At 51.3% G+C, this 21,939-nt stretch carries 34 protein-coding genes and 2 pseudogenes; 9 read left to right on the forward strand and 27 right to left on the reverse strand.

Going from position 1 to position 21,939, the window contains the following annotated elements; translation table 11 throughout:
• Position 1 precedes the first annotated feature (1 nt).
• The 27 genes and pseudogenes from QY76_RS13510 to QY76_RS13615 all read right to left on the reverse strand — a co-directional run bounded on the left by QY76_RS13510 (position 2) and on the right by QY76_RS13615 (position 16,023).
• Positions 2 to 1,318, reverse strand: a complete 1,317-nt coding sequence (locus tag QY76_RS13510; RefSeq protein ID WP_049648859.1) for a DUF2213 domain-containing protein — start codon at positions 1,316 to 1,318, stop codon at positions 2 to 4.
• A 1-nt stretch (position 1,319) separates the two neighbouring features.
• Positions 1,320 to 1,586: a hypothetical protein gene (locus tag QY76_RS13515; protein WP_049648860.1), complete on the reverse strand. Its 267-nt coding sequence runs from the start codon at positions 1,584 to 1,586 to the stop codon at positions 1,320 to 1,322.
• A 44-nt stretch (positions 1,587 to 1,630) separates the two neighbouring features.
• Positions 1,631 to 2,395 carry a phage minor head protein gene (locus QY76_RS13520; RefSeq protein ID WP_235439406.1) on the reverse strand — a complete coding sequence of 255 codons (765 nt, stop codon included), beginning with the start codon at positions 2,393 to 2,395 and terminating at the stop codon, positions 1,631 to 1,633.
• Positions 2,361 to 3,806: a DUF1073 domain-containing protein gene (locus QY76_RS13525; protein WP_049648861.1), complete on the reverse strand. Its 1,446-nt coding sequence runs from the start codon at positions 3,804 to 3,806 to the stop codon at positions 2,361 to 2,363. Before QY76_RS13525 ends, QY76_RS13520 begins: the two co-directional genes overlap by 35 nt.
• A 1-nt stretch (position 3,807) precedes the next feature.
• The gene (locus QY76_RS13530) at positions 3,808 to 5,181 is read right to left on the reverse strand and encodes a PBSX family phage terminase large subunit (protein ID WP_049648862.1); all 1,374 of its coding nucleotides are present in this window, start codon (positions 5,179 to 5,181) and stop codon (positions 3,808 to 3,810) included.
• A complete protein-coding gene (locus tag QY76_RS13535) occupies positions 5,156 to 5,755 on the reverse strand; it encodes a hypothetical protein (protein ID WP_049648863.1) in 600 nt (199 codons plus the stop codon). The genes QY76_RS13530 and QY76_RS13535 overlap by 26 nt, the downstream gene beginning before the upstream one ends.
• A 1-nt stretch (position 5,756) precedes the next feature.
• Positions 5,757 to 5,957 carry a hypothetical protein gene (locus QY76_RS13540; protein ID WP_049648864.1) on the reverse strand — a complete coding sequence of 67 codons (201 nt, stop codon included), beginning with the start codon at positions 5,955 to 5,957 and terminating at the stop codon, positions 5,757 to 5,759.
• A gap of 57 nt (positions 5,958 to 6,014) precedes the next feature.
• Positions 6,015 to 6,224: a head fiber protein gene (locus QY76_RS19730; protein ID WP_071844177.1), complete on the reverse strand. Its 210-nt coding sequence runs from the start codon at positions 6,222 to 6,224 to the stop codon at positions 6,015 to 6,017.
• 8 nt (positions 6,225 to 6,232) lie between these two features.
• Complete coding sequence (locus QY76_RS13545; RefSeq protein ID WP_049648865.1) at positions 6,233 to 6,484, reverse strand: hypothetical protein; 252 nt, start codon at positions 6,482 to 6,484, stop codon at positions 6,233 to 6,235.
• A gap of 7 nt (positions 6,485 to 6,491) precedes the next feature.
• Positions 6,492 to 7,088, reverse strand: a complete 597-nt coding sequence (locus QY76_RS13550) for a tail needle knob protein (RefSeq protein ID WP_371200722.1) — start codon at positions 7,086 to 7,088, stop codon at positions 6,492 to 6,494.
• 270 nt (positions 7,089 to 7,358) lie between these two features.
• On the reverse strand, positions 7,359 to 7,886 hold the full coding sequence (locus QY76_RS13555) for a DUF2514 family protein (RefSeq protein ID WP_049648866.1): 528 nt from the start codon (positions 7,884 to 7,886) through the stop codon (positions 7,359 to 7,361).
• The gene (locus QY76_RS13560; RefSeq protein ID WP_049648867.1) at positions 7,868 to 8,308 is read right to left on the reverse strand and encodes a lysozyme; all 441 of its coding nucleotides are present in this window, start codon (positions 8,306 to 8,308) and stop codon (positions 7,868 to 7,870) included. Before QY76_RS13560 ends, QY76_RS13555 begins: the two co-directional genes overlap by 19 nt.
• A complete protein-coding gene (locus QY76_RS13565; protein WP_049648868.1) occupies positions 8,305 to 8,928 on the reverse strand; it encodes a hypothetical protein in 624 nt (207 codons plus the stop codon). The genes QY76_RS13560 and QY76_RS13565 overlap by 4 nt, the downstream gene beginning before the upstream one ends.
• Positions 8,929 to 9,212: 284 nt before the next feature.
• A complete protein-coding gene (locus QY76_RS13570) occupies positions 9,213 to 9,959 on the reverse strand; it encodes an antitermination protein (protein WP_049648869.1) in 747 nt (248 codons plus the stop codon).
• Entirely contained in the window at positions 9,949 to 10,092 is a 144-nt protein-coding gene (locus QY76_RS18985; RefSeq protein ID WP_158409698.1) for a hypothetical protein, read from the reverse strand. Before QY76_RS18985 ends, QY76_RS13570 begins: the two co-directional genes overlap by 11 nt.
• Before the next feature lie 103 nt (positions 10,093 to 10,195).
• Entirely contained in the window at positions 10,196 to 10,801 is a 606-nt protein-coding gene (locus tag QY76_RS13575; protein ID WP_049648870.1) for a recombination protein NinG, read from the reverse strand.
• A 198-nt stretch (positions 10,802 to 10,999) separates the two neighbouring features.
• On the reverse strand, positions 11,000 to 11,155 hold the full coding sequence (locus QY76_RS18990; RefSeq protein ID WP_158409699.1) for a hypothetical protein: 156 nt from the start codon (positions 11,153 to 11,155) through the stop codon (positions 11,000 to 11,002).
• Complete coding sequence (locus tag QY76_RS13585; RefSeq protein WP_049648872.1) at positions 11,152 to 11,679, reverse strand: phage N-6-adenine-methyltransferase; 528 nt, start codon at positions 11,677 to 11,679, stop codon at positions 11,152 to 11,154. The genes QY76_RS18990 and QY76_RS13585 overlap by 4 nt, the downstream gene beginning before the upstream one ends.
• Complete coding sequence (locus tag QY76_RS13590; RefSeq protein WP_049648873.1) at positions 11,676 to 12,386, reverse strand: phage antirepressor KilAC domain-containing protein; 711 nt, start codon at positions 12,384 to 12,386, stop codon at positions 11,676 to 11,678. Before QY76_RS13590 ends, QY76_RS13585 begins: the two co-directional genes overlap by 4 nt.
• Positions 12,379 to 12,833: pseudogene (locus QY76_RS13595) on the reverse strand (YbcN family protein). The gene QY76_RS13590 and the pseudogene QY76_RS13595 overlap by 8 nt, the downstream one beginning before the upstream one ends.
• Positions 12,826 to 13,206 (reverse strand): hypothetical protein, encoded by a 381-nt coding sequence (locus QY76_RS18815; RefSeq protein WP_071844178.1) that lies wholly within the window; start codon positions 13,204 to 13,206, stop codon positions 12,826 to 12,828. The pseudogene QY76_RS13595 and the gene QY76_RS18815 overlap by 8 nt, the downstream one beginning before the upstream one ends.
• Positions 13,207 to 13,282: 76 nt before the next feature.
• Entirely contained in the window at positions 13,283 to 13,549 is a 267-nt protein-coding gene (locus QY76_RS18140) for a DUF551 domain-containing protein (RefSeq protein WP_071844179.1), read from the reverse strand.
• 56 nt (positions 13,550 to 13,605) lie between these two features.
• Complete coding sequence (locus tag QY76_RS18820; protein WP_144418115.1) at positions 13,606 to 13,833, reverse strand: hypothetical protein; 228 nt, start codon at positions 13,831 to 13,833, stop codon at positions 13,606 to 13,608.
• Between the two features lie 3 nt (positions 13,834 to 13,836).
• Entirely contained in the window at positions 13,837 to 14,523 is a 687-nt protein-coding gene (locus tag QY76_RS13600) for a replication protein P (protein ID WP_049648874.1), read from the reverse strand.
• Positions 14,520 to 15,362 (reverse strand): helix-turn-helix domain-containing protein, encoded by an 843-nt coding sequence (locus QY76_RS17445; RefSeq protein ID WP_053111568.1) that lies wholly within the window; start codon positions 15,360 to 15,362, stop codon positions 14,520 to 14,522. The genes QY76_RS13600 and QY76_RS17445 overlap by 4 nt, the downstream gene beginning before the upstream one ends.
• 58 nt (positions 15,363 to 15,420) lie before the next feature.
• Positions 15,421 to 15,711 (reverse strand): CII family transcriptional regulator, encoded by a 291-nt coding sequence (locus tag QY76_RS13610; RefSeq protein WP_049648875.1) that lies wholly within the window; start codon positions 15,709 to 15,711, stop codon positions 15,421 to 15,423.
• 108 nt (positions 15,712 to 15,819) lie between these two features.
• Positions 15,820 to 16,023 carry a helix-turn-helix transcriptional regulator gene (locus QY76_RS13615; RefSeq protein WP_049648876.1) on the reverse strand — a complete coding sequence of 68 codons (204 nt, stop codon included), beginning with the start codon at positions 16,021 to 16,023 and terminating at the stop codon, positions 15,820 to 15,822.
• Positions 16,024 to 16,134: 111 nt separating this feature from the next.
• Here QY76_RS13615 and QY76_RS13620 point away from each other — a divergent pair, with 111 nt between their 5' ends.
• From QY76_RS13620 to recT, 9 genes and pseudogenes are all read left to right on the forward strand, one after another.
• Positions 16,135 to 16,788, forward strand: coding sequence for a LexA family transcriptional regulator (locus QY76_RS13620; RefSeq protein ID WP_049648938.1), 654 nt, complete (start codon positions 16,135 to 16,137; stop codon positions 16,786 to 16,788).
• A gap of 77 nt (positions 16,789 to 16,865) precedes the next feature.
• Positions 16,866 to 17,270: a hypothetical protein gene (locus QY76_RS13625; protein WP_049648877.1), complete on the forward strand. Its 405-nt coding sequence runs from the start codon at positions 16,866 to 16,868 to the stop codon at positions 17,268 to 17,270.
• Positions 17,271 to 17,742: 472 nt separating this feature from the next.
• The gene (locus QY76_RS13630) at positions 17,743 to 18,090 is read left to right on the forward strand and encodes a hypothetical protein (protein ID WP_049648878.1); all 348 of its coding nucleotides are present in this window, start codon (positions 17,743 to 17,745) and stop codon (positions 18,088 to 18,090) included.
• Between the two features lie 489 nt (positions 18,091 to 18,579).
• Entirely contained in the window at positions 18,580 to 18,840 is a 261-nt protein-coding gene (locus QY76_RS13635) for a hypothetical protein (RefSeq protein ID WP_144418116.1), read from the forward strand.
• Between the two features lie 93 nt (positions 18,841 to 18,933).
• The gene (locus QY76_RS13640; RefSeq protein ID WP_049648880.1) at positions 18,934 to 19,737 is read left to right on the forward strand and encodes a hypothetical protein; all 804 of its coding nucleotides are present in this window, start codon (positions 18,934 to 18,936) and stop codon (positions 19,735 to 19,737) included.
• Between the two features lie 23 nt (positions 19,738 to 19,760).
• Positions 19,761 to 19,898 carry a protease FtsH-inhibitory lysogeny factor CIII gene (locus QY76_RS18825; RefSeq protein ID WP_117026312.1) on the forward strand — a complete coding sequence of 46 codons (138 nt, stop codon included), beginning with the start codon at positions 19,761 to 19,763 and terminating at the stop codon, positions 19,896 to 19,898.
• A 112-nt stretch (positions 19,899 to 20,010) separates the two neighbouring features.
• On the forward strand, positions 20,011 to 20,325 hold the full coding sequence (locus tag QY76_RS13645; protein WP_049648881.1) for a hypothetical protein: 315 nt from the start codon (positions 20,011 to 20,013) through the stop codon (positions 20,323 to 20,325).
• Positions 20,325 to 21,146, forward strand: a pseudogene (locus QY76_RS13650) (PD-(D/E)XK nuclease-like domain-containing protein); the annotation flags it as partial. The gene QY76_RS13645 and the pseudogene QY76_RS13650, both read left to right, overlap by 1 nt.
• On the forward strand, positions 21,136 to 21,939 hold the full coding sequence (gene recT, locus QY76_RS13655; RefSeq protein ID WP_024524831.1) for a recombination protein RecT: 804 nt from the start codon (positions 21,136 to 21,138) through the stop codon (positions 21,937 to 21,939). The pseudogene QY76_RS13650 and the gene recT, both read left to right, overlap by 11 nt.

Genomic DNA, 21,939 nt, shown 5'->3' on the forward strand with positions numbered 1-21,939 from the left:
CTTAGAAATAATCTTTAAAGTCGGCAGCGGTAGGCTGCTGGCCGTAGGCAGAGTCGCCAGTAGGCTGGGACGCGGCGGCGCTCTTTGATCGGATGGCCATCTGTACCAGGCTCTTAAAGGCTGATGGATGGACGCCGTTGATATCGACCTTTTCGGCTTTCAGCACGGAGCGGTAGATGTCGTCTGCGGAGTCACCAGTAACGTGGCCGAAAACCGGCTCAACAATGCGCATGGCCTCGCGGGTGGCAGCGAACTCGGCGCGAGCTTTGGCCAGCGTGTCGCGCTGCGTTTTTGCGATCAGTTCTTTCACGGCGCTATCGCCCATTGGGGATTTGTCCTTTTTGTCTTCGTTGTCGTCTTCGTCCCCCTCCAGCTTTTTGCGCTCCCAGTCTTCCCGGTACTCTTTGCTTTCGAGGTCTTTCTGCTCGGCCTTGTCCTTGCCTTCCTTCTCCAATTTTTCGCGTTCGGCGCGCTCGCGCTTTTCCTTCTCGGCGAGGTCTTTCTCTTCGTCGGAGTCGCCCTTGTCTTCGTCGATCTCCTGCTGCTCATGCTTAGCCATGAGCTCCATGATGCTTTTCGCCAGTTCGTCCGCGTCGGAGTCAGAGGCGGTGGCAAATTTGTTTTTAATCAGGTCGGTCAAGCCTTCCATTAAACTGCCCTCTTGGTCTTGTGAATCGCCGACAGCGCATTCAGCGCCGACGCGGCCTTTAATGGTCAAAGCTACGGAGTTACCCACGATATTGCGGGCGATTCCGTCATATGCCTGACCCATGAAAACGCCGGGCGTCATATCCACCTCGAAGAAGGAGGGGAATATGCTCAACTCCCGGCGCGTTCCGTTTTCAACACCCTCGATGGCGCCCTTGTCCCACAGCTTCATGCTGGTTTTGAGGAATGGCGCTTCGAAGCGTGTGTCTGTCCCGGTGGTTCCTACGCGGTCTTGCGGGCTGTCTGGAGTATCCAGTTGCCCTGGGTGCTCAATGGTGATGGGTACTGAGTTGAACGACTCAGCAGCGCTGATGAGCTCTTCTGCTGGCCGGTAGATGTAATAGGTTCGGTTGGGGTCTAGTCCTAGGGCTTCCCAATTAGGGAGACGGTTACCTAGGTAGGAGGAAACGCATTCCTTGCTGATGTTGCACTCGGCGACATTCAGGCGTCCGTAGTCGTCATAGCTGCGGACAGATGACCCGAAGTCGTAGGAGTCGCCCCGGTATCCGTTTGCGAATGCCGCGCGTTCTACTTCTTCTGCCTTTTCCCGCGTGCGGAATGGCCCCTTCTTCCCCCACCACCAAGCGCCATCTTTTTGATGAACTGGCATGTCACTTTTCCTGGTATGGGTTAGGTATTTCCTCGCCTAGTTTGAGCAAATCTCGCTCATCCACCACTCTTTTTTCGTTACCGTCATCAACCAACCAGCGGCCTACAGATGGCATTAATTTGAAGAAGTAATTGAGTGTCCATGTGGTTTCGTAGATTTCCCCTCCGTAACAGCGGACGGAGACATAGGCGAGATCCGTTTCAATACGAACCGCAACAATTTGGCTTGCCGCGATGATTCTTTTAAAAAATCTCTGATACTCGGCCATGCTTTCTCCAGGAAATAAAAAAGGCCGCCTAAGCGACCTGTTTGTTAAAACGGTAATATCGGCTTCCAACTACAACCGCAGTTGATTTGCTGCCCCGGCAGAACGTACTCGCCGTTGTCACCGACCGGCATGCCTTTGTCCAAGTCGAACTCTTTGCCATTGGCTTTGACGTGTAGCGGGCGCGGGTGACTTCCGCCGCCGGAGTGAATCCAGATGCCTTTAGTGATGCCTAGGGCTTTCTGGCGAACCCTGGCTAGCTCTGCGGTGGCCTTGTTGTTCTGGTCACGCGCGATGTTCTCAGCCCGCCTGCGTGTGATACCGAATTGCTTTTGTAGCTCCTCGGTCATGTAGTTCATGTCGCGACCACGGGTGATCGATTGCAGCGCGATGGTCTGGACTTGGGTGAAATACTTTTCGGGGATCGACTTAATCAGGTTGACGTTCTCGGCCACGATGCCGTCTACGGCCTGCCTCATCTCCGGCGTCATGGTGAACTTAACGCGCGGGATGTCGGCGGACGATAGCGATCGCTTTAGTGCCGATGTTGCCGTCTTCTCTGCTGCTCTGGTGAATGCGGGTGCAATCCTCAATGCGGCATCGGAAAACCTCATCACCCATCGCTCTCGCACTTCCTCCAGACGCTCGGCGATGTCGTCCATCGGTCGCCCGGCCTCCTTGGCTCGGTACTGAGCATGTGCCCAATACTCGGCGCTTTTCGTCATGTCGGAGATAAGCGACTTGAGCGCCTTGGCGTACTGGCCGGCGATTCCCTGGTTATAGCGAACCTGGCGGAGAGTCTTGATCTTCATCGCCAAAATCCCCCATGCCAGTGATAGCTTCATAGGTGATGCCGTTGAAGCCTGAATCGTCGTCTGATGCTAGAGCAGCGTTAGCCTGTTCTGGTGTAATTATTCCTGAATCAACCAGTTTTCCGTAGCAGTCAGCGCGAAGGTTGTTGATCTCGGCGATTTCTTTATCGCTCATTTCGTCAAGAGGGTTGAAGTCCACATAGAGGTCTTCATACAACTCTCCGAACTCACTCAGGCAGACAATTTTAAGAATCCAGTCAAGGATCGGCTTGTAGTTGTTCTTCTGCTTATTGGCGATGTGCTCATGCTGAGCCGCCCTCTCACCCTCTCCGCTGGCGCTCATGCCGCTGGGCTGGCTACCTGTCAGGCTGGTGACGCTTAGGCGTGATGGCATGCACAGGAGCTTCTGCTGCTGGACTAGCAGGTCATTCAAGCCGGTTAGGCTGGTGTTCATCTGCTCCAGCGTTTCCATCGCCTTATCAATAGCCAGAACACCGTGATTGCTTTTCCCGTAAATCAGCGTATCCAGGCGCTTATCGAACTGCGTTTTGTCCTGGAGATACGTTTCCATGTCGGTAGACCAGATGTACGTCCTGAACGACATGATGATCCGAGGGATGTCATCGCGGACGCTCTCCCAGTTCCTAACGTAGGGGAGCATCATCTGAATCAGGGACAGGCCACCAAAGTTGTAGCTCGGCTTGAGCATGTCCGGCACCGGGTAGATAACCAGTTGCTTCATGCGCGTGGCGTGGACAAGCTCGCCCAGCACAAACCAGCGAGTCGGTACAAAGAAGTCAGGCGACAGCGGGTTGATGGCGTTATATCCCTGCGGATAGCACCAGATCGGCTCTACCACCCGGAATCCCTCCAGGTCGCCGCGCTTAATCTTCGCTGGGGAAATCATGATTTCTTTAGCCAGCTCCCGATCATCGCCTTTCAGCTTAACGAACAGGTGAGCCTGGCCGAATGCCTCGGCGTTGAACCCCAGCAGCTTGAGATGCTTCTCTACCCCGAGGCGCTCGAAGGCGTCCTCAAGCTGGTTGATAATCTCGCTGCGGTCGTCGTCGGTGGCGTTTGACTTAATCTTGAAGCCCTTGCGGAACACCTCGTTAGCCGACTGCTCACACGCGACGCGGTTCTCTGATTTCTGAGCTAGGTTAGCCAGCGCCGAGTAGCCCATAAACACCGAATCAGGCGAAGCGTATGCCAGGTTTAACGAGCCATAATCGATGCTGTCACCTACCGGCTGATTCTCTGGCACTACGCCTGCCGGTGGCTTATATGCTTCATGGTGCGGCCTAAATGCTTCGTCGATCACCTTCTTCTGGTATTCGGCGTCGCTTTGCCATGATGGGCCGACAACAAGGCCACGGCTTTGATGCTGTGTATTCTGTTTCCGTTTTGCCATGTTACCAACCTGAGTTTTCGCCAACGATTAGCGATCTGCTGATCGGCGCGTACGCCATTACAAAAGCGTCGGCCAAGTTTGGGGATTTGATGTCTCGCTTTTTAAGGTCGGGTTTGCTCTCAACCTTTACGCGACCATTTTTGTCAAAGTCACGCCGGGGTGTGCTCAATTCTGTTTTCAGCTTTTCAAGCATCGGCATGTCAGAGGAAATGCTGATCATGTCATCCGGGTTAAATTTCTCTCCGCGCTTAATGGCGTTGAATGTGTTCCTGAACCGGTCGGCCAGAGTCCACCACGCTTGCGCCTTGAGATTGGAGAAGTAGTCCTTATTGCGGATCTTCTCCGTGTAGTGCTTTTCCGGGGCGTGTACGGCGTCGCCGGCATTGAATTTTGCGTAGCGTAGCTTTAGCTTTCGCTCTGCGTTTATCTCGCTGAACTTGCTGCCAGCAAAGGCACCGACGCCGATAGAGTCATACGTGATATGCGCGTCTCGCTCTTGGGCCTGAGCGTATACGCGATAGCATGACTTGGTTAACTCATCCTCGCGAGCCGCCCATTCTTCGCACCAATAAGCCACGGAGCCATGCGCATAGACCATGGCGCACTTATCCTCTCCATCATCAGCAACGTCGAAGCCAATGCGTCGCATTCCCTGTGGTTCAAATCCAAGTACGACATGCGCATCAACGGCGGCCTCAATCCACGAACGCTTGATCACCGTCGCATCGTCATCAGAGCGAGGCACGCCAAGGTATACGTGCTCGAAAGCCTCTTCATCCCTGTCTCTGGCCGCCTCGATAACATCCAGCATCGTGCGGGACAGAAAGGGGTTTTCGTCGAAGTTGATCTTCCTAACCAGGGTGCGCGGCGGCGTGTTGACGATGAAGCTCTGATAAACGAAGTCGGTGTAGAGATTGGGGTTGAAGATAAACCAGCATTCAGAGCCTTCCTTTCGGATTGTGGGCTCTAGAATCTCCCACTGCTCCTCGGTCAGGGCGTGCGCTTCTTCCAGCCACAGGACGTCGATACTCTCCAGTGACTTGATTTCGTCTACGCTGTTTTTCAGGCCATAGAAGATGAACTCTGTGCCGGTAACGCGGTTGACGATCTTGTCCTTTAGGACGCGGAACCTGGCCTGCAGTCCGAATCGCTCAATCTGAATTTTCAGCAGCGCATAGACGGATTCGGCTATCTTGTTCTGTATCTGGCGAGCGCACAGAAAACGAAGCTTGTAGTTATTGGCTAGGTAGATGGCGAATCCGGCGGCATCCCATGATTTGGAGCTTGCCCGACCACCGTACAGAATCTTGTTTCGCGCCTGCGTCGTCCAGAAGTCACGTAATACCGGGTTAAGAGTCGGAGCCATAGAAGTCATTTAGGCTTGTCCCCTTATTAACACTGGCTGGTTCATCTTCCTTGATGCTGTACGCCTCTCGCTCCAGACCAATCAGGTTTTTCAGCGTCTCGCTTAGTGCCTTCATTGACTTCACGCGCTCAGGCATACCGATTATCGCGTGATAGATTTCGTTGAGCTTGTCTTTGCCGTTCTCGTCGGGAGCAAGCATCAATTCACCAAGCTTGCGGAGAGAGTCAACATCGGCACACTCTGCCGCTAGCTCATCAAAGAGCGCATTGGCTATCTCGCGAGCCCGCCGGATATCCCCTCGGTGTTCCATGCGAACCTGAGCGATCACCTCGGCGCTGGACTCAATAAGTACGCGCTCAGATAGTGCGTTTTCGGTGCGTACCTGTTTGCGTACCTCGGCTTTGCGTACCAGATCATCAGCACGCTCTTTTATCTTGGCGGAGATGTTCCTAGACCAGTCATCACGCTTGGCTCTCTTCCTGATAGCCCCCTCTGTGATGCTGTGCTGCGCCGCTATCTCTCGGAGGCTTAACACCCCGGCTCGGTAGGCCGACTCGATGGCCTCCCAATCCAGTTTTGCCATGTTATTCCGCCTTTCTCTTTATTACCCGGTATTGAATATCACGATCCTTGGTCATGTTAATGACGCGGCCGTTAATGCCATCCTCTTCATACAGGGTGAAGAGTGGATGTGCAGGGTCCGGAGGCAGCGTTGTAAAGCCAGAGACCTTCTCGCCATCAGGGAAGGTTACGACAACGGATGTTCTTTCAATACAGATTGCCATTTCAGAATTTCCTTCTATCCGTCCGTTGCGCGCATCCGCACTTTTCAGGATTTATAATCAGCTAGCCAGGATTCCTGCAGCACGAAGTTTCGCCAGCAGGCCGTTAAAGTCGGCTTGGGTTGGCGCAGCGGTCAGGTCGGGGATGGCTGCGGCTTGCTTCACCGCGCCCATTACAGTGGGCGTAGCGGCAGTGACGGCAGCGGCTGATTCTTGCAGGGTATGCACTGATACGGGCGACCCATTTTGACCAATTACAATTACAGGCATGTTCTCACCTATGCGTTGACAATGATGGTGGCGTCAGCGTTTAGCGGCTTGACGAATACCGGCGCACCGGCGGTTACGTGATAGATACTGAGGTTTAGCGACCCACCGATGAATGGCAGGCCAACCAGGGATAAATCGGGCTTGGCCGTAGACTGGCAAATCTGCGCTTCACTACCAGAGATAGCGACTGTCGCGTCCGACGTGCCGTCATAGACCTGCGTCCAGATTCCTTTCGGCGCTATAATGTTGAGTAGTTGCATTCTTCACCTATGAGGCCGGGACCATCTGCTCGGCGATGATCAGGATTGCTGAGGCAGTGAATGCCGCCCCATTGGACTGGATAGTGATGTCGCTACCGTTTAGTGCCAGGTTCCCGCCAGCGTCTACGCTAAAGAATGTCGGGAACGATAGGATGTCAGCCGTTACCGCCTGATCGCGTGATTCAACCAGGGTGTTACCCTGAGTGGACGGGAAAGATACCGTCATGCTGCGCTGCGAGGATGAGCCAGCCCAGGAGCCGACCACGTTAACCTTGAAGGTCACGGTAGAATCGTTATTGAATACGTTGAACTTGTTGGTCGTCGTGTTGAAGAACGGGGATAACGAGCCAGTATGGGGTAGGCTCTTAATCAGGCTAATTAGGTTTGTTGGCGTGGTGGGGATTACCAGGTTTAACCCAGAGAAGTAACACTCCGACTTGCGCCGCACGCTACCACTACCAGCCGGGCCCGATGGCCCCCTCCCACCCACACCCATAGGATAGAGCGACATAACACATCCTCTTGCTGTTGCATTAGCGGAGGCTCTCGTAAAAGCCTCCTGTAATGCCATCACTTCTTCCGCACAGGGGTGATAGCCCTGCATGTCCGTGAACCACCCATAGGTGAAAGCCGTGCGTTATCCGTTTTTGGTTTCACCCTGGCGCTCGCCGTGGAATTAGGCGGGTCATAGCTAACCAGGATGAACAGGGACGAACTACCCGGGTAATGCGAAATTGGAGCGCCGACTTCGCCACGCTTCACAGAGTAGCTGGCCGACTTCGGTCTATTCCCGCTGCCAAGATGTGATCACCTCCAGCTTTGCAAAGAATAAACGCCGGTGACGGTGTCCGGCTTCGCCCTGGGCGAACGAATCTTACTGTCGGGTAAGTCTTACTTCGTCGTATGCCCGCTCACAGGCGAGACCGCGAATTCGGGATTGGTGAGCAACCTCTGCCATTCGCTGCGCTGCTTCATCAGCCAGGCTGTACAACTTGGCGAGCACTCTGGGATCGGAACCTGTCGCGCCTGCTCCGGAAGTTCCGGTATTGCAGGAGGAGCTACTTTTGCGCAGTCGGCTGGCATAGTCGGCAACTTGTTTCCGCAGGCTGTCAGCATCAGAGCGAGCAGCGGTAGCATCAGCTTGAGCGCTAGCCAGTTGCTGCGACGTTTGCGCGGCGATTTTTGCGACGGCATTCTGCCCCCTTTGTTCAAGCTCTCTGTTTTTGGCCTGGAGAAGCGCTAGAGCGTGCTCGTTTTCTGCCTGAGCTTGGCTCCATCGGGCTTGCCATGTTAGGTCTGCCTTTTGATACCCGGCATCGTAGGAACACCATGCGGCGGATAGAATGGCGATGGCGAACGCTGGCATCAGCCAATACCTTTTGATCAGCTCAAGAAAAGGCATTGCTCAGCCTCCCGCCGACGCGTTAACCCGGGAAGCGGCTTACCATTGGCCTTGTTCCATCGGGGGAACTCAGCAGCAGCACCTGCGTAATCACTGGAATTCAGCTTACGCAACAGAGTTGAACCGGACAGCGCTGAGACGCCAAGGTTGTAGGCGAAATCAACCAGCGCATCGAACTGGTTTTGATTAACCGGAGCGGTGATGATGCGGGATACGTCACGACCATAATCATCAGCTCCAGCTTTCAGGAGGCGCTCAGCCGTTTCTTTGGTGATCTTCATACCGGCATGAATCGGCACCCCGTCAACTGGACGTGTCCATCCATAGCCGATTGTCCAGACGCCAGCCGGGCACTTGTAAGCCTCCAGGCGACAACCCTCAAATTCTCGGATGAGCTTCAGGCAATTCTCGCTCGGCGTCATCGAATAATCTCCTCAGCCGCAGATACCATGCGCAGCTTGACGTAATCTTCGTTATCGGGCTTTTGCGTGAAGCCTGCGACTAATAGACCAACCATGTGACCATAGCCAGGGGGAATCGCCGCATAGCAGACGTAGTTAACGCCCTGCTTTCTGGCCGCTTCACCTACTGCGGTGTTTGCGATCAGCTTGGTGCAGAGTGTTTTATCGGTGATCACTTTAATGAGATTTGCAGACTGCTCAGAGTACGGACGCAAGGCAAGGTCTCCGGTTCCCTCAAGGAACTGCATCCGGTTTTGGCCAACCCGGAAATACATTGCGTTGCGTCGATTTTGGTTCAGGTTTACCGACCAAACCGTAATCGACAGAGCGCCAACGTCAGCCATTAGCTTTACTGCCGCATGGTCTATAGATGCTTCATCGATAGTGGGAATACCAAAACTCGACATGGCCCAGAAAGAAACCTCGCGCCTGCTCTCCCATAGCGAGTAGCAGAACGTCAGGGAGACGATCAGCGCCACTAACATCACCAAACGTTTCGGCGTGTTGACGTACTTGATGATCTTGAGGGCGAAGTCCATACGCCCGGCTTCTTTGTCCGACTTGTTATTTTGGTTTTCCATTCGTCCACCATAGCCAACGGCTTCCGGTGGCCTTGAATTGTGAGCGCGCCGCCCTAGCTGCATAAAGGAGATAATCTAGGGGATGATTAGGGCGACGCATATACGAAAAAAGCCCCGCATTGAGCGAGGCTTGAATATAAGAAGGCCGCAGGATGACAAATTACGGTGACAGCGCAATCTGACAGTTAGGCCTGCGGCTCGGTTTCGGCGCCTTGTTAACGAATAGGCGAATTTCCAGCGTTGGGATAATTCTGGTCTTTATTTCCGCGATTGTCAATACTGCTTTATGCAGATATTTTTCTAATCACAGAATCGGCTGCTGATTCCTCCTGTATGCATTTAGTAACCAGATCTTCGAAGAATGGCTGGATGTGGTCATATGCCGTCGTCTTTCCAAGTTGGGGGTAGAACTCTCGCATGGCGATAATTATCGTGGCGAAGCTAACCCGTGCAAATCCACGACCATTACATTTAGAGCAAGTTTTCATGACAGGAACACCCTGCCGCTCACTCTCGACTTTATCCATAACCATCCCACGCCCCTTGCACCGGCATGAGTTGCTTATCTCTCCCTTACCTTTGCATGTTTTGCAGAGAACGCGAGCCTTCTCTCTAATCTCTCGGCAGTCGGTTCGAAAGAATTTCATGTTGAAAACTTCCGCCTCAATAAACCCACCAGTGCAGTCTGGGCATTTACGCGTACTGGCCGCGCTACGGCAGTAGTCCTGATATGCAAACCTTGCGAGCACTTGCACAACTTGAGATTTAATATCATCACCAAGTTGATTTATTTGCTTGACGCTATTTGCTCGCGACATTCCATAGTTAACGAGCATCTCTATCGCGTTCTCGCTACCGGTGATTCCTGACTTTGACAGGTACAGCTCAATACCAAAACGGCATTTTGAGTAGGCCACCCCAATAACCGTCATTGCGTCTGTAATTGTGAAGGAGTCACCGGTAACGCGAGAGCTATCTGAAAATCTGGGAGACTTTGGAGAAAAGAATTTTGTAATGCTCTCAATGTTCATGCGACTTTTCCTTGTTGGCGTTGCTGCGGTTGATGATCTCCCGGCGCTGCTCCTGCAATCGGCTTATCTGGCGCTCCAGGGCTTCAATCTCACCATCAAGGCGAGCTATTTCGAATCGTTGGTAATCGGTCATCACCGCTTCTCCTTCTTGCGCGGGTTGTGATCCCATGACTGAATGCCGGTGGTTGGTTTTACTGATGGGTGAATAGGGGTGAAAAGCGATAGGATGTAGGCGATCAGACTTCGCATAGATTCTCCTTTTCTCGTAGATCTTTGGTCTTTCTCCGATACTTCGCGGCGATTTCTTCCAACTCCTCCCGCGTCCACTTCCTGGGCTCATGGTGTGACATGAGCGAATCGAATCGCGCGTGGCCGATTTTGGCGATCAGATTTGGCGTGTATTTTTCGATATTCCCGGATAGGTGGTTATTACAGGGTTGGCATTGACGATTACAGTTATCCTCATCGAACCTAAGTTCAGGGTTAGCGCCAGTGGTTCGATAGTGCCCGGCGTGCCATTGCCCGGCGTGGTAGCGGCCACAACTGATACACGGTTGGTCTTTGTCTCGCTCTCGGATGTACTCGTTGAAGGACTGCTGGGCTTTCTTGATGAAGTAACTGAGGGGTTGTATTGCGCGTTTCCGTTCCTGATGCTTCTTCCTGCTCTCTAACTCCTTTCTCTTTCGTCGTCGCTCTGCCGCCTGTATCGCTCGCTGTCGCTCTTTCTCTCTTAACTTGATAGCGAGTTGGGTTCCATGTTCTGGACAGCACCATCGCTCATAGGGAGCTTTTGGCATGAACCATGCGCGGCATATTGCGCACTTCCTCTTTCGCAACTGCATATCACCTCCAGCATGGGTTGATCATGCCCCGTGGGGTCTTAGGTTGGTATTCGCTCTCCGGAAGCTTGGCGGCCACATCCCACAGGCGCGGATCGACGTTTAGGCTTTTGCGTGCTTTGAATCCCCGCTTTCGGTAATCGTCAATCATCCTGTCGGCTTCCTCTGAAGTCATACCCTGTTGCAGAAACCATGTGAACATTAGGCCACCTCTTGGATATCCAGATCGCGGACGATAGCGCCACTGATACCGACGAATCGCATGAAGACGGCGTGGGCAGAGATTGGGTTTTTCGATACGAGTTCAATCTCAAAGGGAAAGGCGTTCCAAGTGCAGGTAATGCGGTAGGTGTTCATGCTGCGCTCCTTACCGGGCGGCCAATGGCCTCCAGTGTTGATTTTGAAATGGTGGTGATCATGCGGCGCGGGGTGGTGAACGGACGCCAAATGAGTAACATCGAACCCTTGCTGTTTCCCTTCTGCTCCTCACCGGTTACAGCGTGGATAAAGTTGATGCGGCCGCCGGTGATCACCCTCACTTCATCGACCGTTTTCAGCGCATCACTGAACCAACCCACGCTCATATCCTCCGGGACAAGCATCACTACCGCCTTAACTTGTCGCTCGCTCTGCTCTGCAGCTTTAGCGACCCAAGGCCCGATCTTGCTGTATGGAGGGTTGCACCAGATGGCACCAACGCTATTCCAATCGCGTTCCAGGGAGTTATCCGCTTCGGTTAGGAATTGGTGGCACAGTGCGTTTTGATCAGATGCCGCAGCGTCAAGCCAGAAGCCAAACTCAAGATCAAGTGCATCGAATAGCCACAGCGGGGTTTGCCAGCAGTCTTTAGCCGATGCTGACGTATTCGACTTGATAGTCATGCAGCATCCTCCCCGATAGCTTTAAGCAGACCGTGATCTAGCAGCTTCCTGGTTAACCATTGCTGACCCTTCCCGGTTATTTTTGATGTGAACGAGATCGTCACGCCGTGATTGGTATTGACGGCTGTTTCTTTAACGGTGAAATATCCGCGCCCCAAATACTCCTGGCGTGGGACGTTTCTCCGCTCGCCGGCCGCCATAAGGACGCCGTTATCACGTAACCAAGCAAACAGTTTGTTCTGTCCGATCCCTACTGCTTTGGCGTAGTTACCGATAAGAACGCCGCCAGCCTCAGAGACGCGATCGGCGAAATCCACTTTTGGCGCAGCAATGGCGAGTTGGTTTTCTAGCTCTGCCTTCTTCTCGGCAAGGTCGGCGGCCAATCGCAGCGCTTCGGGTAGGGTTTGGGGTATGGCGGGCTGGGCGACTCCTCTCTCAAGTTCATCCCAGCGCTTTACCAGCGCCGCCGTAAACTTCGGACTGTTCTGCGCGACAAGAGTGATGGAGTCCAGTTTGTTTAGGCGGTATTCGGTGTACGTGTTTCCTCGATGTTCAAAATTTAACCCTCGCAATGCGGCAGTTAAAACTCCAGCAGCAGAAAGTCGCTCCGCACTTACCTTGATGTGGCTATGCTGCTTGCCAAGCAACTCAGAAATTTCCCGAGTGCCCATAGTCATCTCACTCGTCATAGCCATTAAGTCATTCATCTTGCTTCTCCTTAATTCGCTTATATTCTGAGTCGCCAGGTATCGTTACCAGACAGCCAATACTGGCCGCCCATGCTTCAACCTGACTCATGAAGTAATGCATTGCTCCGGTGTCCAGACTGGACGTATGGCGAAGTTCTTTGACGGTGGTTATCTCACCGTTGATAACGTCAATTCGATCGGCATCTTCATATCCGAGGTAGGTGTGTTTCATTGCGCATTTAACCCATTCAGGTGTAGCAAAGCCCCTACCTCTGCGCGTGAGGTATTCGCTTATCTCGCCACACCACATGTGAAAAGTGCATTTTGGGACAGGCTGCGTTTATCTTTCCAAGGCTTGAGTATCAGTCGATATTCACCGTTGGTTAGCAGTTCCTGGATTTGATAGCCTACTGAATTGAAGTTTAGCTTGGTGAGTTTTATTCCGTCTTTGGATATGTCATTCACTGTTACTCCTTATGGAATACTTATCAATTTTCCTTTTATATAATGATCTATAATGTTCGACATCTATATAATATTTATAGTTTATATAAGCATTCCAAAGTTTCTTCATAGTTTTAAATCTTGGCCTAAAATTCATTGATTGAGGAACCTTACCTCCATTCACCTGATATTCATAACCAAATGAATACCACCTATTTTTAACCCAAACAGATATGACATTCCCGCAGTAACAAAAGTCAATGGTGTAGCCATCAAAACCAACAATATCACCATCCTCAATCATTTCATTGAGGCGACAATCCCACTCTGCTGAGAATGGGCGTTGATAAAATCCAGTAAAAGTCCTTAATGCATGACCGATGTAATCAAACATACTCACCTCAACGCTATTAAAATACAGACCATCCCAATTGCCACTATGGATATTTCAGTGATGGAGAACATAATCACTAATCCGGATGGGTTGGTAGCGGCATCCAGTGGGTAACTCGACCAGTTAGCTCCTTATCCGACCATATATCGCCGTTCCATGAACAGTTCCATTGGTAGTTACTTTTACCCAGGCTATTTTGATCTTCAATATAACACCAGTAACGTCCTCCTTGCTCCGGCACCCGCTCACTACATTTGATCCACTTCGGCTGTGCTGCTTGCCATGCTAGCCAAGCGAGGCGAACATCTTGCCACTCATATACTCCATCATCATCACGACTCATATCTACAAATGGGCCAAGGCAGTTAGTCAGTCATTTCTCAAACTCTTCTCACATGTTCATTTTCTTTTTTCCCCATGAGCAAATTTAGAAACATAATCAAACCACTTTGGTGCAGGTGCATTTGGAATAGCACCAAATAAATCAGAAGCAAAAACAAATGCATCAGCCGCCCTTTCGAGCAAAACAGACACCAGTTTTAGTAGCACTACGGCAATAATAATTGGACTCGTTATAATAACAACAAGCCACCACTTCCATCTTTTTATTGAATCAATAATTCCCATAAATCACCTCTTGAAATATTTATTCCTGATTTCTGATATTTTCGACAACCCCGTCTCATTGCTCACCGGTATGCATAGTTTTGGAATTTGCTTAACCGGTGCTGGTATTTCCTCGCCAGCCTTAATCCGATCCGCAATCTTGCGAATCTCTACGCCACAGCGTGCCCTAACCTCTGACTCGCTAAGATTGAGTGATCGCATCTGGTCGCGGAGTTTTGTCACCATCCAGTACGTCGCGTTGCTCGGCCAAGGGTATTCCTCCGCAGAGTCGTACATGCTGCGCTCTGAGCAATATTTCATCATCAGGGCGTATAGTTCGTCAGGGCTAGGCAGTCCGGCAGAGCTGAATTCGCCAGACCGGCACCATGCGATGAACTGGCCGGGCGATGGGAGGAATGGCCGCTCTTGCTTGCGTGCGATGCGCATACCAGCAGAAACCTGGTCAAGGCTGGTAATCCCGTTTTCCCGGAACGCCATCACCCACTGACGCCGGATTTCGTTTATCTCGCGCTGGTCACGGCTGGCCAGGCTGGCAGGGAATACCGCGAGAAGCTGGGTAAATACCCCGTTGATGACATGGGCTACTTGCTCAACTTGCGGCGCTTCACAGCGCTGCTCAGGTAGGTTGCTGGCCACGCGCTGAAGCTGCCCCCGGCTGAATTTTTGTATCTGCTCTGAAATGCTCCTCATAGCTGAACTCCATAGATCCAGTCAGTGTTAGTCAGGTCGACCTTTGGCCTTTCAGCGGGTTTACCTGATGCCAGTTTTTGGCGCTTGATGTCTAGCTGAGTCCATTTCTTGCGCAGCGTGGCTGGGCAGAGAACATTCCCCTTCCAGAAGTCGTCATCGCATGCCCACTTGAACAGCGTGGCGATCTCCTTGTGAGTGCGGCCGTCACCCTCTCGCATCAGGCGGATATCGTTAGCCCATGATGCGTAGTTTGGCCTCTTGGCGGTTGAGGAGATGCTTTGCACGACTGAGAACAGCCATTCAGCGCATCGAAGGTCTTCGGATGTTCCCCACTTGGTTCCTCGTTGAATTGCAGCATCTGGGCGAGTGATCTGAATCACGTTCAGACAGCCGTCTGAGGATTCGTTAGAATTCTCGGACGTAGAGGGTTTTATGTTTGATTCTATGTTGGGTTCTAATGACTGATTCTGTGTCCCAATTTTGGGATCATTCAAAATCCCAATTTTGGGATCATTCAAAATCCCAATTTTGGGATCATTACCAGTTTTGGAATCATCCCGTTTTTGGGTGCATTCAAAACCAACATTAAGCTGAAGAACTCGAACCCTTTTTGTCGGCCCTTTTCGCTCTCCTGTGTCGTGAATCATCCCGGACTCAATCATCCGATTAATCCACTTTCCGATAGTCTTTCTATCAAGCCCCGTATCGTTTACCAGGCGCTGGATGCTTGGGTAGCAGCAATGGTATTCGTCGGCACGATCTGCCAATGAAAGCATGAGTAGCTTTTGCGGAGGGGTGAGATTAAGGCCCCACGCCCAATCAGTTGCTATTCGGCTCATACAAACACCTCATTGAAAAACAGATAACCTTTTGCCATAATTAACTCCGTTTCTTGGTTTAGAAATCCGCACTACAAATATCCTCGGCTGCCACCGGGGATTTTTTATTGTCCAGATAAGCCAGCAACTTTCCGCACAGCTCACCTACACCACCGTCGTTAACCTGCATACCAATCATCGCCAGCATGATCGAAAATCCAGGGATAACGGACTGCTTCCAACGCGACACCTGAGACTCATGAACGCCGATCGCATCAGCGATGGTGCGTTGTCCAACCAGAGAGATTCCGTTAAGGATTTTGCTCTGAATCTCCATAGCGTTTTTCTTGCTATAACTTGCAACTTTCATTTGAAATAATTCCCCTGTTAAGTAAATGCGGCCATACAGCCGTTATGGTTGTTGTGTTTGCGCCTGTATCGGCGCGGGTCAGTTTTTAAAGAGCGGTGTTGCTTGGATTTATTTGGGTGGGAAGATGTCGTCTAGCGTCACGTTTCCACCCAGCTCATTGAGCTTGTTTACGATCTTTCTACAGCTCTCAAGGTCTGGCTTTCTTGAGTTCAGTTCGTAGTTAGCCAGCCGTGATTGACCCCATCCGATGGCTTTCGCCAAGGCAGATTGCGACATACCCAGTGATGTTCTTTGTCGCGCGATATTGTTCATGTTCGCTCCGTCGTATTGCGTACTGTTATGTCAATTATTCACGACTTGTGATTGAATGTCAATCACAACATGTGTGCAAATGGATTCACGTTGTGTGATAGAATCATGTTGATGAAAACTACGTATGAAATTATTGGTGAGCGCATAAAGCTCCTACGAGAAGGGCTTGGATTGAGTCAGGCGCAACTGACGAAGTTGTGCGGGTGGAGTGCGCCATCTAGGGTGGGAAACTACGAACTCGGAACAAGGAAGATAAGCACCGACGATGCAATAACTCTTGCTGAAGCTCTTAGGGTTACTCCATCGGCATTGCTTTTTGGCGTTGATGAGGACGGGTCAGGAGGAGCTGTAAAAAGACGCTACCCATTATTTACCACCGTTCAGGCTGGCGCATTTACCACCACATCGGAGTCATATACCGAGAAAGATGCCAAGGCGTGGATTGAGACATCCAAGAAAGCCGGCTCCCGTTCGTTCTGGCTTGAAGTCGAAGGCGCATCCATGACGGCGCCGCCAGGAAACCGCCCCAGCTTCCCCGAAGGGATGCTGATTTTGGTTGATCCTGACCAGGATGTTGAGGTGAATGACTACTGCATCGCTCGCGTAAACGGCAACGAATTTACCTTTAAGAAGCTGATCCGCGATGGCGGAGTCAACTACTTACAGCCACTAAACCCGCAATTCCCGCTTCTGACATGCGGCGATGGATGCGCGTTCGTCGGCAAGGTGATCATGTCGCAGTGGCCTGAAGAGATGTTTGGGTAGAATCATCAAAATCCCCACAGTAACCGCAACACCACCCACCGCATCACTACGCAGCAGGCAATGAATAGGGATATAAAGTGATCGACAACGATACCATTAAGGTAATAGAGAAAATCATACATATACTGCCTCTTTTGAGTTTTCTTTTTGCCCTTCTCTCCTTCTCTATCGGCATCGTGGTTGGTCACTACCAAGCCATAAGGAGAGATAAGCGCAAGGAGTTCAATGAAATCGCCGAGCCGCTTTTGGAATACTATGAAGAACTTTTGATCCAGCTGCAACATGAAGACTATTTCAGTACCACTAAATTTCCGATTGAGATACTTGGGAAGGTTGAGCGAAGACTTAAAACAAGAAAACAACCAGAATTCAATCATTTAATGAAGTATATAATCGCCATGCAACATCCGAAAACTGATGATGACAAAATGTTGTTAATCAAGAAGATTAAACGCATGTGCAAAATCATTCACCTTCGTTAATACTGAACGCGCATACAGCCAATGCTAACCCGGCCACCTAGCCGGGTTTTTACTGCCCCCACCAACCGGCCACGAGCCGGTTTTTTTGTGACCAAAATCCCACTACCTAATCGCAGAACCATTCCGACTAAAAAATAAAAATCCTTTGATATCAATGCAATCACGCATTGTGTGCACGCTATTCACATTTTGTGTTTGACTGCGAATCACAATTTGTGAATAATTACCCCATCGAGACGGAACACAGTCTCCCGTTCTTTAACAATAAGCAAAGTCGGAACAGCACATTGTGCAGTAACTCGACCCCAACGCATAAAAGCGGCGTATCACCGGGCGCGATCCGGTCGGTGAGAAGACTAGCCCAGCCCGAGAGGGAGCACTGGCGCGAAAGGGAAAGAAGGTTACGGTAGGTGTGCTAGCGCATCCACATAGGCATTTGCGAGTGTCTATGTGGATGATAAACGGAGGATTTATGAGTGGTGAAGATAGTGAGTTGAAACGCATACACGACGCCATTGAACGCTGTGTGACAAAACCGGCGCCATGCTCGTTAAAAATTGACGCCAGTGAGTTTAAGGAGCGGGTAGAACAGGAGCTCGAATTACTTAAACGTAAGGGTGTCTCTGAGAAGCTTCTCGGCCTCTTCTATGGCCGCTGCATTAGCCTGCTTGATGAAGTCGTCCTTAGTTATCATCCTGCCACAACTGGCGCAGGAAACATCGGTGAAATCATCATTAAGTTCGACCTCGGGGCGCTTCATGAGCTTGCTGCCGCAATTAGGGCAGAAAACATTAACAACAACGGTGCTATCCATAACTAATCCCTTTGTTGACTGTGGAGATTGAATTCTAGTTCATTCCCTTGACTGTGGAAAGCGAGGGGCACGCGCCGGGCGTGGATAAACATCCCGGCACTAACAAAGAGGGTTAAATCTATGACATTCACGCTTGGAGACGTATCTCTGATTGTATCTCTCGTCACCTTAATGTGGGTGATTATCATTGGGATAATGTCAAGGCATTAACAAATCACGCCACTATTTCTACTACGCCAGCCAAAACCTTTACTGAGATAAGCGATATGAATTCAAGACAACGACGAGCCATGCGTTACAGAGCCTCTTGCGCCAAAGAAGCCGCAGCCGGTCGCAAGCTGGAAGAGGCCATCGGCGGCTGCTCTATCCGGGTTCTGAATGCCGTCGCGGTGCCTAAGCGTAAGCCGAAAGAAAACGGCTCTATCTGCATGCCTGACGTAGCGATTTATTACGCCAGGTATCGTAAACAATCTGATGTTAGTGCTAGGGGGTGATATGGATATTGGTGAATATGAAATCAATGCGTACAAGGCTGACATGGAGAATTCCATTCGCTGCTCTATATCTTCAATGCTAATCAATGGTCTTGGGACGGTTTCTGCGGCAGAGGTTGTTATGGAGTTTTTAACTCCAATGTCTCAACTGGGAATTACTGACCAAGAAATTTATGACATGTTAAATAACGCAACAGGATCATCCTCTGATGAAGATGATGTTATTGATGAACTAATGATTGAGTTTGGTGGTGAAGATTAACTGAAACAATAGCGCCTTGTACCGCTTGGGGGTTCTCCCCCTTTTTTATAAAGGGCATACGGTGCCTTTCATAAAAAACAACCGGAGGTCAAAATGTTCGATCTGATTAAGTATCTAGATGAAAAAAGTATTCAGTACACCATTTCTGATAAAGGAAATATCACCGTCGGCGGCTCTCTCGACCTGGAAGGCACCGGAATCACTGCTCTGCCTGATGGCCTGAGCGTCGGCGGCTCTCTCTACCTGCGCGGCACCGGAATCACTGCTCTGCCTGATGGCCTGAACGTCGGCGGCTCTCTCTACCTGGAAGGCACCGGAATCACTGCTCTGCCTGATGGCCTGAGCGTCGGCGGCTCTCTCGACCTGCGCGGCACCGGCATCACGGCCCTGCCTGATGGCCTGAGCGTTGGCGGCGCTCTCGACCTGGAAGGCACCGGCATCACGGCCCTGCCTGATGGCCTGAGCGTTGGCGGCGCTCTCGACCTGGAAGGCACCGGCATCACGGCCCTGCCTGATGGCCTGAGCGTTGGCGGCTATCTCGACCTGCGCGGCACCGGCATCACGGCTCTGCCTGATGGCCTGAACGTCGGCGGCTCTCTCTACCTGGAAGGCACCGGAATCACGGCCCTGCCTGATAATTTCTCCTGCGGTTCTCTTTATCTGGATGTGAAACGCATTAGCAATATCGCCTATCGCGAAAATTGCGGATATTCGAGCCGAACCATTTTTGCAGCGTGGACAGGTAAGGAGTTCCGCATTGCAGCTGGTTGTTTCTTTGGATCTATCGATAAGTTCGAAATTGCTGTGGATGAAAAATACAGCGGTTCCTCAGCTGAGGCATACAAAAATGCCGGTCGTGAGTGCGTGGCAGAGTTGGCTGAAAAGCTGAATAAATAATTTAACAAATAAGAGAGAAGCCCATGATGAATTATGCCATCTCGGGCGGAACCTTCATGGGTTTCGCTCAACATTCGCAACTATCAAATATTGTCGAGAACGTTAAAAAAGCGATTAAAAAGATAGTCGATGTTTTAAATCAAAAAGGCGATCCCCTATGACTACTTACACAAAGAGATTGCTGTCTGCCCTTGGTAGAAAGGCTGTAATCGAAAAAGATAGTGTTCTGTGGGGTGTGATTATGGGGATGGCCAAAGCTAATGGGGGTGTGCGGTGACTAACAGCGAAAAGATGCTCGATACCTACCTGAAAAATTACGCCAGCGCGCCGGGAGAGGAAGAAATTATCTCTCGCAATGCTGAGTTTATCGCTTCACGCCTGCGCACTCCTGATTTTCTCGCGGTAATTAAATCGTCTGACCTACTTAATGACAAGTCAGCCCAGAACGCCGTAGCACAATCTGATTGGGCTGATGAGTATTTCAGTAATGTGCTTTATGACATTGCCGTTCGGATTGCTCAAATGGAGCGCGCCAACGAGGTGGATACTGCGATTAACGATCCGAATCCGTATAGCGAGGTGGCATGATGCAGCCCGGCATATACCCGTTCATATCCAACCATGATTACCACCACGGCCTCGGCATCAGCAAATCACAGCTCGACCTGATCGCCGAGTGCCCTGCCCTACTTCCTTGGCAAAAAAACGCCCCTGTCGATGAGGAGAAAACAGGGGCGCTAGATTTTGGCACCGCATTTCATTGCCTGTGCCTTGAGCCTGAAAAATTCGATAAACAATATGCAGTGGCACCTGTTGTGAATCGCCGCACCAACAAGGGGAAGGAGGAAGAGGCGGAATTCATTGCAGAGTGCGCCTCTATGGGGATAAACCCACTGTCGGCAGAGGATGCGGCCAAGCTACGCATGATGTACGACAGCGCAATGGCTCATCCTCTCGCTCGCTGGATGCTTGAATCATCCGGCCAATGTGAATCCTCTATCTACTGGGAAGACGATGAAACTGGCGTTCTGTGCCGGTGTCGCCCAGACAAAACCATCACTGACTTCCATTGGTTGATCGACGTTAAGACAACGGCGGACATGGATAAATTTAGCCGCTCATTCTACGACTATCGCTACCACGTTCAGGACGCTTTCTACACCGATGGATACAAGAGCCAGGTTTGCGAGCAACCTGTCTTTGCCTTCCTCGCCGTCAGCACGACGATCAACTGCGGCAGATACCCGGTGAACGTCTTCATCCTTGACCAGCAAGCCAAGGACGCCGGGCGAGCCGAATATCATCGAAACCTACGCACCTATCGCGAATGCCTGGATTCAAACGAATGGCCGGGCATTAAAACCCTATCACTCCCACGTTGGGCAAAGGAATTACGAAATGACCAATAACCAGCAGCCGCCGATCGCAACGGCAGATTTGCAGAAGGCACAGTCGCAGACGCCAGCGATAAAGCCAGACCAGAAGCTGATCAACTTCATCAACCAGCCCAGCATGAAAGGTCAGATTGCCGCGGCGCTTCCCCGCCACATGGCACCAGATCGCATGATCAGAATCATCACCACGGAGATTCGCAAAACCCCCGCACTGGCTACGTGCGACATGCAGAGCTTTATCGGGGCCGTGGTTCAATGCTCACAGCTTGGCCTTGAGCCCGGCGGAGCGCTTGGGCATGCCTATCTGCTCCCGTTTGGTAATGGCAAGGCTAAGTCCGGGCAATCAAACGTCCAGCTCATCATCGGCTATCGCGGCATGATCGACCTTGCTCGCCGCTCCGGGCAAATCGTCAGTATCTCAGCCCGAACCGTTCGCGATGGCGATCAATTCCACTACGAATACGGCCTTGATGAGACGCTAAAGCACGTTCCTGGTGATAACGAGTCATCCCCCATCACTCACGTATACGCGGTCGCCAAGCTGAAAGACGGCGGCGTCCAGTTCGAAGTAATGACGTTCAACCAGATCGAAAAGGTTCGCGGGCAAAGCAAGGCCGGAAACAATGGGCCATGGCAAACCCACTGGGAGGAAATGGCAAAGAAAACGGTCATTCGCCGCCTGTTCAAATACCTTCCTGTCAGCATCGAAATGCAGAAGGCAGTCATTCTCGACGAGAAAGCAGAAGCCAATATCGATCAAGAAAACGCCTCGGTGATTAGCGCCGAATTTTCTGTTGTTGAGGAATAA

It is taken from the genome of Edwardsiella sp. EA181011, from assembly GCF_000800725.1.
GTDB classification, from domain to species: domain Bacteria; phylum Pseudomonadota; class Gammaproteobacteria; order Enterobacterales; family Enterobacteriaceae; genus Edwardsiella; species Edwardsiella anguillarum.